Annotated in this window: 13 protein-coding genes; 9 read left to right on the forward strand and 4 right to left on the reverse strand. The window is 54.9% G+C overall.

Annotation, left to right across the window (positions count from 1 at the left end; all coding sequences use genetic code 11):
- Positions 1 to 39: 39 nt before the first annotated feature.
- Positions 40 to 723: a uracil-DNA glycosylase gene (gene ung / locus ACUTSU_RS12760; protein WP_445652321.1), complete on the reverse strand. Its 684-nt coding sequence runs from the start codon at positions 721 to 723 to the stop codon at positions 40 to 42.
- 346 nt (positions 724 to 1,069) lie between these two features.
- Between ung and grcA the strand changes: the two genes are divergently transcribed.
- From grcA to ACUTSU_RS12775, 3 genes are all read left to right on the forward strand, one after another.
- Positions 1,070 to 1,453, forward strand: coding sequence for an autonomous glycyl radical cofactor GrcA (gene grcA, locus ACUTSU_RS12765; RefSeq protein ID WP_445652320.1), 384 nt, complete (start codon positions 1,070 to 1,072; stop codon positions 1,451 to 1,453).
- Between the two features lie 186 nt (positions 1,454 to 1,639).
- Complete coding sequence (locus ACUTSU_RS12770) at positions 1,640 to 2,602, forward strand: phospholipase (RefSeq protein ID WP_445652319.1); 963 nt, start codon at positions 1,640 to 1,642, stop codon at positions 2,600 to 2,602.
- Positions 2,595 to 3,350, forward strand: coding sequence for an ankyrin repeat domain-containing protein (locus tag ACUTSU_RS12775; RefSeq protein WP_445652318.1), 756 nt, complete (start codon positions 2,595 to 2,597; stop codon positions 3,348 to 3,350). Before ACUTSU_RS12770 ends, ACUTSU_RS12775 begins: the two co-directional genes overlap by 8 nt.
- A gap of 61 nt (positions 3,351 to 3,411) precedes the next feature.
- On the opposite strand, the gene srmB is transcribed toward ACUTSU_RS12775, so the two are convergent.
- Positions 3,412 to 4,737, reverse strand: a complete 1,326-nt coding sequence (gene srmB, locus ACUTSU_RS12780; protein WP_445652317.1) for an ATP-dependent RNA helicase SrmB — start codon at positions 4,735 to 4,737, stop codon at positions 3,412 to 3,414.
- 99 nt (positions 4,738 to 4,836) lie between these two features.
- On the opposite strand from srmB, the gene trmN reads away from it, so the two are divergent.
- Positions 4,837 to 5,619, forward strand: a complete 783-nt coding sequence (trmN, locus tag ACUTSU_RS12785; RefSeq protein WP_445654256.1) for a tRNA(1)(Val) (adenine(37)-N(6))-methyltransferase TrmN — start codon at positions 4,837 to 4,839, stop codon at positions 5,617 to 5,619.
- A gap of 39 nt (positions 5,620 to 5,658) precedes the next feature.
- Here trmN and nadB read toward each other — a convergent pair whose 3' ends face one another.
- Positions 5,659 to 7,260, reverse strand: coding sequence for an L-aspartate oxidase (gene nadB, locus ACUTSU_RS12790; protein WP_261153211.1), 1,602 nt, complete (start codon positions 7,258 to 7,260; stop codon positions 5,659 to 5,661).
- Positions 7,261 to 7,471: 211 nt separating this feature from the next.
- Between nadB and rpoE the strand changes: the two genes are divergently transcribed.
- Genes rpoE through rseC form a run of 4 tightly spaced genes read left to right on the forward strand, consistent with a single transcriptional unit; the run spans position 7,472 to position 10,163 of the window.
- Positions 7,472 to 8,047 (forward strand): RNA polymerase sigma factor RpoE, encoded by a 576-nt coding sequence (rpoE, locus tag ACUTSU_RS12795; RefSeq protein WP_261414198.1) that lies wholly within the window; start codon positions 7,472 to 7,474, stop codon positions 8,045 to 8,047.
- A gap of 30 nt (positions 8,048 to 8,077) precedes the next feature.
- Complete coding sequence (rseA, locus tag ACUTSU_RS12800; RefSeq protein WP_012146381.1) at positions 8,078 to 8,731, forward strand: anti-sigma-E factor RseA; 654 nt, start codon at positions 8,078 to 8,080, stop codon at positions 8,729 to 8,731.
- Positions 8,731 to 9,690, forward strand: coding sequence for a sigma-E factor regulatory protein RseB (gene rseB, locus ACUTSU_RS12805; RefSeq protein WP_445652314.1), 960 nt, complete (start codon positions 8,731 to 8,733; stop codon positions 9,688 to 9,690). The genes rseA and rseB overlap by 1 nt, the downstream gene beginning before the upstream one ends.
- Positions 9,687 to 10,163: a SoxR-reducing system protein RseC gene (gene rseC / locus ACUTSU_RS12810; RefSeq protein WP_445652313.1), complete on the forward strand. Its 477-nt coding sequence runs from the start codon at positions 9,687 to 9,689 to the stop codon at positions 10,161 to 10,163. Before rseB ends, rseC begins: the two co-directional genes overlap by 4 nt.
- Here rseC and ACUTSU_RS12815 read toward each other — a convergent pair.
- The gene (locus tag ACUTSU_RS12815) at positions 10,160 to 10,999 is read right to left on the reverse strand and encodes a hypothetical protein (protein WP_445654257.1); all 840 of its coding nucleotides are present in this window, start codon (positions 10,997 to 10,999) and stop codon (positions 10,160 to 10,162) included. The genes rseC and ACUTSU_RS12815 overlap by 4 nt on opposite strands.
- A gap of 541 nt (positions 11,000 to 11,540) precedes the next feature.
- Here ACUTSU_RS12815 and lepA point away from each other — a divergent pair.
- On the forward strand, positions 11,541 to 13,337 hold the full coding sequence (gene lepA, locus ACUTSU_RS12820) for a translation elongation factor 4 (RefSeq protein ID WP_445652311.1): 1,797 nt from the start codon (positions 11,541 to 11,543) through the stop codon (positions 13,335 to 13,337).
- Positions 13,338 to 13,370: the final 33 nt, after the last annotated feature.

Below are 13,370 nucleotides of genomic sequence, written 5' to 3' on the forward strand. Positions count from 1 at the left end.
AAACTTAAGGCACCCTCGGGTGCCTTTTTTACGTTTGAATCAGGCTAGCGGCAGTTGCGGCAGCCAGTCGATAGGTTGCAATCCCTGTTGCACCAACAGCTGGTTGGCCTGCGAGAAGTGGCGGCAGCCGAGGAAACCCCTATGGGCGGAAAGCGGTGAAGGGTGCGGCGCTTTCAGCACGTGGTGGCGGTTGCTGTCGATAAAGTTGCCTTTCTTCTGGGCGTGAGCGCCCCACAGCAGAAACACTACGCCTTCGCGGTTTTCATTCAGCGCGGCAATCACCTTATCGGTAAAGGTTTCCCAGCCCAGCTTGGCGTGTGAATGTGCCTGGCCGCCTTCCACCGTCAACACCGTGTTCAGTAGCAGCACGCCTTGTTCCGCCCAGCTTTGCAGACAGCCGTGGTCAGGACGTTCAAAGCCAGGAATGTCGGTTGCCAGCTCTTTATACATATTCACCAGCGAAGGGGGAGCAGGTACACCGGGCAGCACCGAGAAAGACAGGCCATGGGCCTGATTCGGGCCGTGATAGGGATCCTGACCGAGGATCACCACTTTCACGTCTGCCAGTTCGGTATAACGAAAGGCGTTGAACACGTCTTTTTGCGGTGGGTAAATGGTTTTACCTGCCTGACGTTCAGCGGCAACAAAGGCAAGCGTTTCATGAAAATAGGGCTGCTCTTTCTCCTTGCCGATAACATCATGCCAGGTGAGGGAGGTGGACATAAACGCTCTCCTTTGTTTTCGTTAACAATTCACTGGGCATAGCTTACCGTTTAGCTTCACTCAGTGAAACCCGCTTTTATCCTGACGTCTTTTCGGTTGATGCAAATAATGTTGAAAATTTACAAAAATAATTGCGATGTGTCCTGCGGGGAAAATTGACATAAAACATAAACTTGCCCCTTTTCGGTGTGTGGGTACCCCGTGAAAATTGACTTTAATCAAAGAATTGCCCCGGTCAGACTGGTATACAGAACAACAAGACAACAATGGTTTTACCAAATGGCCGAAACCAACATTGGGTTTTCTTTCGAAGTAGAATTTTTCGCCCTTGTACGGAGGCAACAACATGATTACTGGTATTCAAATCACTAAAGCGAACGACCAGGCGCTGGTGAACTCTTTCTGGCTGCTGGACGATGAACAATCCGAAGCTCGCTGCGTTTGTGCGAAAGCCAACTACGCGGAAGATCAGGTCGTTCCGGTCAGCGAACTGGGCCAGATCGAGTACCGTGAAGTGCCGTTGGAAATGCAATCGACCGTTCGCGTAGAAGGTGGTCAGCACCTGAATGTGAACGTGTTGCGCCGTGAAACGCTGGAAGATGCGGTTAAGCATCCGGAAAAATACCCGCAGCTGACCATCCGCGTGTCCGGTTATGCGGTGCGTTTCAACTCGCTGACGCCAGAACAGCAACGCGACGTGATTACACGTACTTTTACAGAAAGTCTGTAATTGTCCGCGTGATTAATAAGGGAGCTTCGGCTCCCTTTTTTCTTGCCGCAACGGCCAGAAAGTGAATCCTGATCACATTCCCCGCAAAGATAATCGCTCGCATTACAGAACTGCTCCGACCTGCCGATAGCTACAGCAGCACTCATTTGGGTGCGGCATAGATAAGTCTATCGACAAGGAGTTGGCATGAGTATGTCTTTGAGTTTTACCTCTGCGGTCAGCCCTGCGGCCATTCAACCCCCGCTGGCCCGTGCGATACCGGAACCCCTGAGTTCGCCACAGCCGATTGAGTCCCCAGCGACCAAAGCCCCTGCGGTCACGCTTTCCCCAAACAGTCTGAATGCGCAGAATCTGCTGAATACGCTTGTGAGCGATATGTCGGCCGCTGTGCCGGTGGCTGCCAATCAGGGCGTGACGCGTGGGCAACAGTCACAGCAAGGGGACTATACGCTGGCGTTACTGGCCAAGGATGTTTACAACACCGCCAGTCAGGGCGTTGGTGGTTTCACCCGCTTGAGCGACGGTGCCTTGCTCGGTGCAGGCATTGACCCCGCCAGTCTGCATGACTCGGCATCGGGTTTCCAGGCCGGGATCTACAGCGATAATCAGCAGTATGTATTGGCTTTTGCTGGCACCAATGATATGCGTGACTGGTTGAGCAATGTGCGTCAGGCGACCGGCTATGATGATGTGCAGTACAATCAGGCGGTCGCGGTTGCCAAAAGTGCCAAAGCGGCATTTGGCGAGGCACTGGTGATTGCCGGCCATTCGCTTGGCGGTGGTCTGGCAGCAACGGCGGCACTGGCGACTGGCACTGTGGCGGTTACTTTTAATGCCGCAGGCGTTTCCGATTACACGTTGAACCGTATGGGGCTCGATCCGGCAGCGGCGAAACAGGATGCTCAAGCGGGGGGGATCCGCCGTTACAGCGAACAATACGACATGCTGACTGGCACCCAGGAGTCCACTTCGCTAATTCCGGACGCCATCGGGCATAAAATCACATTGGCCAATAACGATACTCTGAGCGGCATTGACGACTGGCGGCCGAGTAAACATATGGATCGCAGCCTGACCGCGCACGGTATCGATAAGGTCATCAGTTCGATGGCGGAGCAAAAGCCATGGGAGATCAAGGCCAATGCCTGACAGACGGCGCGTACGGCAGACCTTGATTATCGCCATGCTGGCGTTGGTTGCGATCGCCGGTTTGCTGATGATGGCTAAGGAGCAACAGATGAATCAGGAAAACTCTCCCTTCAACGGGCACGACAATGCGGCGCTGGCCCAGGCGGTAGCGCGTGGTGACACCAAGGGTATCCTCGAACAGGCAACGCAGGGGCGTCTGAGCGAGCAGGGCGACCGTCAGGTTACTTTGCTGCAATGGGCAATACTGGCACAGCAACCGCAAAGTCTGGCCTTACTGCTGGAGCTGGGGGCTGATGCCTCCATTCCGGGGCTGGATGGCAACAGCGCGCTGCATACTGCGGCGGCGGTGCAGGACTCGCAGTATTTGCGGCTGTTGCTGGAGCAGGGGGGAGCGGTTAACCCACGTAACGCGGTAACCGGTGCCACACCCCTGGCGACTGCCGTATTGGCCGGGCGGGAAGAGCAACTGCGGTTACTGTTGGTCTCCGGGGGCGATGTCACGTTGAGCGATCGGCTGGGCGATACGCCTTTGCATGTCGCGGCAAAAACCAATGCGCCGCAGTTGGCGTTGATGCTGTTGCAGGCGGGGGCGGATGCCAAGGCTCGCAATCAGCAGGGGATGGCCTTTCAGTTCTATTTCTCACAAACGCCAATGTCGTTGCAGAGTGAAGAAATGCGCGAGGGTTCTCGACAACTGAATGCCTGGTTGAAAGGCCATCAGCAGGCAACGCATTATGCACAACTGTAAGCGGGCATAAAAAAACCGCCTTCAGGTTAATGGAAGGCGGTTTTTATTCACTACGGCAGCATTACTTCGCGCCGTTGCTCTCAGGTTTTGCCTTCGGCTGGCGACGTTTGCCCACGTTTTTCGCATCGCGATGACGTACTTTCACCTTGGCTTTTTCTTTGTTCTTTTCTTTGTCGGCTGCGCGTTTGGCAAGCACCTTCTTGGAAGGCTTGCCGTTGCTTTTTTCGCTCGGCACTTTGGTTGACGGACGCAGCTCTTCGATCACCCGCGCTTTCAACGGCTCGTTCAGGTAACGGCCCACTTTGCCCAGCAGCAGGTGGTCGTGTGCCTCAACCAGCGAGATCGCGGTACCTTTACGCCCGGCACGACCGGTACGGCCGATGCGGTGCAGGTAGGTATCCGCCGTGCGCGGCATGTCGAAGTTGAACACGTGGGTGATATCCAGAATATCCAGACCACGGGCAGCAACGTCGGTGGCGACCAGCACGTTGACTCGGCCGTCCATCATGCGTTTTACCGCTTCGTTACGCTTGGCCTGCACCATTTCGCCTTCGAGGTAACAGGTATTAATACCGGCCTCGCGCAGCCAGGCTGCCAGCTCATGCACGCGCTCACGCTTACGCACGAAGATCACGGATTTCTGCACGTCCGGTTGTTGCAGCAAATGCACCAGCAGGGCGGTTTTATGTGCCACATCGTCGGCGCGGTAGTACCACTGCAGGATCTTTTTGCGCTCGCGGCGTGACGGGTCAGCTTCGACTTCTACCGGCTCTTTCAGAATACGTTCGGCGAATTCGCGGATGGCATCGCCTTCCAGCGTCGCGGAGAACAGCAGGGTCTGGTTACGCCAGCGGGTTTCGGCGGAAATGGTTTCGATGTCCTGCGCGAAGCCCATGTCGAGCATGCGGTCGGCTTCATCGAGGATCAGCGTTTCTACCGCGCGGCAGTCGAAGTTTTCTTCTTTAATGTACTGCAGCAGACGACCGGTAGTGGCAACGACCACGTCCTGGTTTTCGCTGAAGACTTCCGCGTGGTTCATATAGGCGACGCCACCGGTGATGGTAGCGATATCCAGCGAAGTATGAGCAGCCAGTTCACGTGCCTGATCGGCTACCTGCATCGCCAGCTCGCGTGTCGGGGTCAGGATCAGTACGCGCGGTGGGCCGGACTTCTTGCGTGGGAAGTCGAGCAGATGTTGCAATACCGGCAGCAAAAATGCAGCGGTCTTGCCGGTGCCGGTCGGCGCCGAACCCAATACGTCGCGCCCATCCATCGCAGGCGGGATCGCCTCGGCTTGAATGGCGGTTGGGCGTTCGTAGCCTTTATCACGCAGGGCGTTGATCAGGCGTTCATCGAGTTCGAGCTCGGAAAAATTGGTTACTGTCATGGTCTACCTCTACTTGGGGCGCCGATTATAGACGGGTTGGCCGCGTTCTTCACCTATTTAAGCGGAAAGCATCTCTTTTCCCAAAAATCAGATTGCCTTATGCTACGCCAGTTTTGTAATCAGGTGGTTATTGTGAGCACTCAATCGAAAGCGAATTTTACTCCGCGTCGCGGCGGTTTTACCTTTAAGCAATTTTTTGTTGCTCACGATCGCTGTGCAATGAAAGTGGGTACCGACGGCGTGTTGCTCGGTGCATGGGCCCCCCTGGCGCAGGCACAACGGGTGCTGGACATCGGCAGTGGCAGCGGATTGATCGCGCTGATGCTGGCGCAGCGTACCGCCGAGAACGTGCAGATTGACGCTGTAGAGCTGGATGAAGCCGCCGCTGCACAGGCGAATGACAATGTGCTGGAATCCCCTTGGTCGACGCGCATTCGGGTACATGCGCAGGATATTCACCATTTTTCCCAGCATCATGCCGGTGAATATGATCTGATCGTCAGCAACCCGCCGTATTTCGAGCCTGCGGTTGCCTGTCGTGACCAGGCGCGACACAACGCACGCTATACCGAAACCCTGACCCACGATGCCCTGCTGGCCAGTGCGGAACAGTTAATCGCGCCGCAGGGGACTTTTTGCGTGGTGCTGCCGCATGACATTGGCGAAGCTTTCGAAACTAATGCCCAACGCCGTGGCTGGCATACTGCGCAGCGACTGAATGTCAGCGATCGTGCGGATACGCCGATGCACCGGGTACTGTTAGCCCTGGCGCGTCAGCCTGCGGAAGATGCAACCGAGCAGAAGCTGGCGATTAAGTTGGCCGATGGCAGTTACACCGATGATTTTCGCCGTCTGATTACCGATTTCTACTTGTTTTACTGAGATGAAAAGGGCACCGCTATTGGTGCCCTAGCGATGCGATTAAGGCTGCAGAATGGTCGGCAACGCTTCCGGCAGCAGGTCCGGATAGTCCAGCGTATAGTGCAATCCACGGCTTTCCTTGCGTTCCATGGCGCTGCGGACGATAAGCTCCGCCACCTGTACCAAATTGCGCAGTTCCAGCAGGTTGTTGGAGATGCGGAAGTTGGCGTAGTACTCGTCAATTTCTGCCTGCAAGGTATTGATGCGGCGCAGCGCTCGCTCCAGCCGTTTGGTGGTGCGCACTATCCCTACGTAGTCCCACATAAACAAGCGCAATTCATGCCAGTTATGTTGGATCACCACTCGTTCATCAGCGTCGTCCACCCGGCTTTCATCCCACTGCGGCAGCTGTTTCGCCAGCTTGATAAACGGCAGACGCATCATGATGTCTTCCGCTGCCGACCAACCGTAGACCAGACATTCCAGCAGTGAGTTGGATGCCATGCGGTTAGCGCCGTGCAGGCCGGTATAGCTGACCTCGCCAATGGCATATAGCCCGTCAAGATCGGTACGACCATGCTGATCGACCATCACACCCCCGCAGGTATAGTGCGCGGCGGGGACGATAGGGATCGGCTGGCGGGTCAGGTCAAAGCCCAGCGTCAGCAGTTTTTCATGGATCATCGGGAAATGCTGGGTAATGAATTCAGCCGGTTTATGGCTGATGTCCAGATACATGCAGTCCGCACCCAGACGCTTCATTTCGTGGTCGATGGCTCGCGCGACTACGTCTCGTGGTGCCAGTTCGCCGCGAGGGTCAAAATCGGGCATAAAGCGGCTGCCGTCCGGGCGCTTCAGATAGGCACCTTCACCGCGCAACGCTTCGGTCAGCAGGAAGTTACGCGCCTGCGGATGGAACAGGCAGGTCGGGTGGAACTGATTGAACTCCAGGTTGGCGACGCGGCAACCTGCGCGCCAGGCCATGGCGATACCGTCGCCGGACGAGATATCCGGGTTGGTGGTGTATTGATACACTTTGGCTGCACCGCCGGTAGCCAGCACCACGGTTTTGGCGCGGTAGGTTTCTACCTGCTCCAACTCGCGGTTCCACACATAGGCGCCGACGACCCGGCGAGTGCCCGGCAGGCCGATTTTGTTCGAGGTGATCAGATCGACCGCATTACGGCGTTCCATCACGCAAATATTGGGGTGGTTGCTTGCTTTCCCCACAAGGGTAGTCTCTACTTCTTTACCTGTAGCATCAGCGGCATGCAGGATACGGCGGTGGCTGTGCCCCCCTTCCCGCGTCAGGTGGTAATGAGCTTCGCCCTGAGCGTTGACCTCGGTGTCGAACAATACCCCCTGATCAATCAACCACTGCACGCAGTGGCGCGCATTGCCGGCGATAAACTCAACGGCGTCTTTGTCACACAGGCCGGCTCCGGCAATCAAAGTGTCATCTACGTGTGAGGCAATGCTGTCCGTTTCATCGAAAACCGCGGCGATCCCGCCTTGGGCATAAAATGTGGCGCCTTCGTTGAGCGGCCCCTTGCTGAGTACGGTAACCTTGCAATGCTGCGCCAGGCGCAGCGCCAGTGACAGGCCGGCAGCACCGCTACCGACGATCAGTACATCGCTAACATGTTCAGATGATGGTTGCATAGCGTATGATGTGCAGAAGAAGAGTGAAATTCATGTTAGCCTAATTGTCCGGGCAAAAGCCACGGATGGGTGACATCAACATAAAAAACAATGGCCATACGGAACTTCGTGTTCTGTATGAACTCCAAGCGAGTGCTTGCTCAGGAAAATAATGTATGGCTGGCAGTACAATTTTACGCGTGGAGACGGATTTGGGGAGAGTTTACCTCGGATGAGCGAGCAGTTAACGGATCAAGTTCTGGTTGAGCGGGTCCAAAAGGGCGATCAGCAATCGTTTAACTTACTGGTAATTCGTTACCAGCATAAAGTGGCGAGTCTCGTTTCCCGGTATGTACCGCAGGGCGATGTGCCTGATGTGGTACAGGAGTCGTTTATTAAAGCCTATCGCGCACTGGAATCGTTCCGTGGGGATAGCGCTTTCTATACCTGGTTGTATCGAATTGCTGTGAATACGGCAAAAAATTATTTGGTGGCTCAGGGCCGTCGTCCGCCATCCAGCGATGTGGATGCCAACGATGCCGAAAATTACGAAAGTGCGGGTGCACTGAAAGAAATTTCGAACCCTGAGAACTTAATGTTGTCAGAAGAGCTGAGACAGATAGTTTTCCGTACCATTGAGTCTCTCCCTGAGGATCTTCGCATGGCGATTACCCTGCGGGAGCTGGATGGTTTAAGCTACGAAGAGATAGCTGCCATCATGGATTGCCCGGTCGGAACCGTACGTTCGCGTATTTTCCGCGCCAGGGAGGCTATCGATAATAAAGTTCAACCGCTGATTCAACGTTAGCAATGGCGGACACAGGAAGGGTACTTAGGCATGCAGAAAGAAAAGCTTTCCGCTCTGATGGATGGGGAATCGCTCGACAGCGAGCTGCTGAGTTCGTTGTCTAAAGACAGAGCGCTTCAACAAAGCTGGCAGAGCTATCACCTGATACGTGACACACTACGGGGTGATATCGGACAAGTCATGCATCTCGATATCGCAGATCGTGTTGCTGCTGCACTTGAGAAAGAACCTGCACGTCTGGTTCCTTCTGCAGTTCCGGAATCTCAGCCGCAACCTCACACCTGGCAGAAAATGCCGTTCTGGCACAAAGTCCGCCCTTGGGCTAGTCAGATCACTCAGATTGGTATGGCGGCCTGCGTGTCGCTGGCGGTGATTGTAGGCGTACAGCAATACAACCAACCGGCTGCACAATCTGGTGCCGCTGAATCACCGGCGTTTAATACCCTGCCAATCATGGGGCAGGCGTCACCGGTTAGCCTCGGCGTACCGGCAGACAGTTTCTCCACCGGCAGCGGTCAACAGCAGCAGGTGCAGGAACAGCGCAAACGCATTAACGCTATGCTGCAGGATTATGAGTTGCAACGTCGTTTGCATTCTGATCAACTGCAGCTTGAGCAAAGCACCCCACAACAGGCTGCCGTTCAGGTTCCCGGAACTCAGTCTTTAGGAATGCAACAGCAGTAATGAAGCAAATTTGGTTCTCCGTCTGTCTATTGACGGGCAGCCTGCTCTACTCAAACATCGCCCCGGCGCAGCCCTCTGCGTCCGGGGCGTTGTTACAACAGATGAGCAGTGCCAGCCGTTCGCTCAATTATGAACTCGCCTATATCAGCATCAGCAAGCAGGGGATTGAATCACTGCGCTATCGTCATGCGGTGATTGACCAGCAGCCGCTCGGCCAATTACTGCATATGGACGGTCCGCGCCGTGAAGTGCTGCAACGGGGTGGTGGGATTAGCTATTTCGAACCCGGCCTGGAGCCCTTTACGCTGTCGGGCGATCACATCGTCGATGCGTTGCCGGCCATTGTTTATGCTGATTTTGACCGTCTGGCGAAATATTACGATTTTATCTCCGTCGGCAGCACCCGCATTTCCGATCGTCCCTGCGAAGTGATCCGCGTGGTTGCTCGTGATGGTTCACGCTATAACTATATTGTCTGGATGGATGAAGCTACCAAGCTGCCGTTACGGGTGGATTTGATCGACCGTGATGGCGAAACGCTTGAACAGTACCGGGTGATTTCGTTTGTCGTCGGATCGCAAGTACAAGGCGCAATGCAGGGGCTGATCAAGGCTAACCTGCCACCCTTGCTGTCGCTTCCGGCGGTAGATAAAATCAAGTTGAGCTGGAGCACCGGCTGGTTGCCTGCTGGGGTCGATGAAGTTGCACGTAACCGCCGCAAGTTGCCGAATGTGACCGAACCCGTTGAGTCGCGGCTCTACAGCGACGGCTTGTTCAGTTTCTCGGTCAACGTCAGCCCTGCGGGCAGCGGTGCCGGCCAGCAATATTATCGCCAGGGTCGTCGTACTATCCAAACCGAAGTCCGTAACGGCAATGAGATCACTATCGTTGGCGAACTGCCGCCGGCAACGGCCAAGCGAATCGCTGACAGCATTTCCTTCAAGGTGTCACCACAATGATGAAAGAGTGGGCCACGGTCGTTTCGTGGCAACAGGGCGTGGCGCTGCTGCGCTGTGAGCCGAAAGCCGGATGTGGCAGTTGTACTGCCCGTTCTGGCTGTGGCGCACGGGCGTTGAATGAACTGGTGCCGGAAACCGAACACCAGTTACAGGTCCATATCGCGCAGCCGCTTGAACCGGGACAGCGGGTTGAGGTAGGTATTGCGGAAGGCAGCCTGCTGCGCTCAGCAATGCTGGTTTATCTGACGCCGCTATTGGGCATGATGCTGGGGGGCAGTCTGTTGCAATACTGGCTGGGTACCGATGCTTCTGCCGCGATTGGCGCACTGCTCGGCGGTGTTGCGGCCTTTATGTTGGCGCGTAGTTTGGCACACCGCCTCGGTGAACAGGCAAATTACCAACCCGTCGTTCTGCAAATTGGTTTACCGCCTGGGGCCATGCGCCTGAAAACGGAAAACCAGCCTCTGTGTTAAAACTGCTGCCGCGTCATCGCCGGGTTATGGTAGGCGGTGATGCGGGTGTAGATCATATGCTCCAGCAGCGCGATAAACAGATCGGCGCTGAGCAGCGAAAAATAGCCGATAGTAAATAATGCATTGCCCTGATTATCCAACAGGCGAATGGTGCCGCGCTGCGGATTATTTTCCAGTTCGCGGATCTGCTCAATCGGGATAGACCCCTGAGGTGTGATCAGTGCCGTTGAACTCAGGTTCAACGTTTGGGCCGATTGTCCTTTCCGATGGTCAGCCAGCAATTGAGTCAGCCAGCGAGCGCCGCAACTGAGATAGTGAAATGACAGCACTTCCCCCTGATACAGTGCATTCAAGGCCAGTGGTCCACGCTGTTGGATCTGCTGAGCGATAATGGTATCGGCCAGCCGCATGGAGTGGGAAACATTGCTGAACACCGGACACCAGGGGTGATCGGCCGACGCGCGAAACGCCATTACATCCAAGACTCCTCCGAACAAACGACCGCCGCGAAAACGATAAATATCACCAATTTTTTCAAAGGGAATAAATCGTTCTTTATGACTATATGGGTTAATCACCCGGACACCGTGTTCGTACAGGCGATAGGTCAATGCCGGCCGCAGGTAATGGCGCAGTGCCAGCAGGATACAGCCGAGTAAAATAGTCGCTGCGCCGGTTTGCAGTAAGGTCAGTACCTCATTTTCATCCATGTTGCTCAGCAGCGGCAGCAACAGCAGTGCCGCACCGAGAGTTAGCAGCAGCGCTGCCGCTGCAAGAATGCCCCAATTGACCTTTGAAAAATCGTGCCGGCTCAGCATTTGCCCTTTATCGATCATTATGCACCTTCCAATCAACACGCAGAGATATGCTGGTGAACCCCGGTGGGCATGCCGATGTAGTGCCCTGAATTATGTTTTATCGCGGTGTTCACCTTCATTTCTATAGGAGCAGCCGGCGAGCGTACATCGGGTTTTTCCTAAAGCCCGGAGAGCAAAGTACAATTCTAAGATGTTGATCCGAATATTATTTTATTCGGAATTAGGAGAGGGTTTATTGCGTTATTGGCGGTTATGTATTAATACACGATCCTGACAGCGGCAGGCGAGGCAATATGGGGGGGAAGATTGTTATCACTTACCGTTTTGACCGCGTTGGGCTTTGTTAACATCCGCTTTCATAACCCGGAGCGCTCTGTAACATTAAAGTGTACATAATAGAACGCCTTCGCTGCACCGATCGCTAGGTTTTCAGTGGTGTGGCATGTAGAATGCAGCGATTCAGGCGCAAGACGGCCGAACCCATTCACTGTCGCTTTAGGTCCATGCGGGTTTCTATAGGCGAGTAATTCAGAAATACCAAGGCAGAAAAACTTTTATAATGAAGCACATACGAAATTTCTCCATTATTGCCCACATTGACCACGGTAAGTCGACGCTGTCCGACCGTATTATCCAAATCTGCGGTGGCTTGACCGAACGTGAAATGGCCGCGCAGGTGCTCGATTCTATGGATCTTGAGCGCGAGCGTGGCATTACCATCAAAGCGCAGAGCGTGACGCTGGATTATAAGGCGCAAGACGGCCAAACCTACCAGCTCAACTTTATCGACACGCCTGGGCACGTTGACTTCTCCTACGAGGTTTCCCGTTCACTGGCCGCCTGTGAAGGCGCACTGCTGGTGGTTGATGCCGGGCAGGGCGTAGAAGCCCAGACGCTGGCCAACTGCTACACCGCGCTGGATATGAATCTGGAAGTGGTGCCGGTACTGAACAAAATTGACTTGCCGGCAGCCGATCCCGATCGCGCCGCGCAGGAAATTGAAGACATCGTTGGTATCGACGCTACCGATGCGGTGCGTTGCTCGGCCAAAACCGGCGTTGGCGTACCAGAAGTGCTCGAACGCCTGGTGCGTGATATTCCGGGGCCGGCAGGCGATCCGGAAGCGCCACTGCAGGCACTGATCATTGACTCCTGGTTCGATAACTACCTGGGCGTAGTTTCCTTGGTGCGCGTCAAGAATGGCACCATGCGTAAGGGCGACAAGATCAAGGTCATGAGCACCGGCCAAACCTATAATGCCGATCGTCTGGGCATCTTCACCCCGAAACGTGTCGATCGCGACGTGTTAAACTGTGGTGAAGTAGGCTGGTTGGTCTGTGCAATTAAAGACATCCTTGGCGCACCGGTGGGCGATACCCTGACACTGGCTCGTCAACCGGCGGACAAAGCCTTGCCGGGCTTCAAAAAAGTGAAGCCGCAGGTTTACGCAGGCTTGTTCCCGATCAGCTCCGACGACTATGAATCCTTCCGCGATGCGCTGGGCAAGCTGAGCCTGAACGACGCCTCTCTGTTCTACGAACCAGAGAGCTCCACTGCGCTGGGCTTCGGCTTCCGCTGTGGCTTCCTCGGCCTGTTGCACATGGAGATCATTCAGGAACGTCTGGAGCGTGAATACGATCTGGAGCTGATCACCACCGCGCCAACGGTAGTGTATGAAGTGGAAACCACCAGCAAAGAGACTATCTACGTTGATAGCCCATCCAAGCTGCCGCCACTCAATAACATCGAAGAGCTGCGTGAACCGATCGCCGAATGCCACATGCTGATGCCGCAGGAATTCCTGGGTAACGTGATCACTCTGTGTATCGAGAAACGCGGCGTGCAGACCAACATGGTTTACCACGGTAATCAGGTTGCGCTGACTTACGAAATTCCAATGGCAGAAGTGGTACTCGACTTCTTCGACCGTCTGAAATCTACCTCGCGCGGTTATGCGTCACTGGATTACAACTTCAAACGCTTCCAGACCTCTGACATGGTGCGTGTCGACGTGTTGATCAACAACGAGCGCGTGGATGCGTTGGCGCTGATCACTCACCGCGATAATTCGCAGTACCGTGGCCGTGAGCTGGTAGAGAAGATGAAAGAGCTGATCCCACGTCAGCAGTTCGATATTGCCATCCAGGCCGCGATCGGTACCCATATCATCGCGCGTTCGACGGTGAAACAGCTGCGTAAAAACGTTTTGGCGAAATGCTATGGCGGTGACGTCAGCCGTAAGAAGAAGCTGCTGCAGAAACAGAAAGACGGTAAGAAACGCATGAAGCAGGTGGGTAACGTCGAGTTGCCGCAAGAAGCGTTCCTGGCCATTCTGCACGTTGGCAAGGACAAGTAAGTAACAGCGATAAAGTCGCGAAACTAGGGAGTT

The sequence above is a fragment of the Serratia sp. NA_13 genome, from assembly GCF_052691735.1.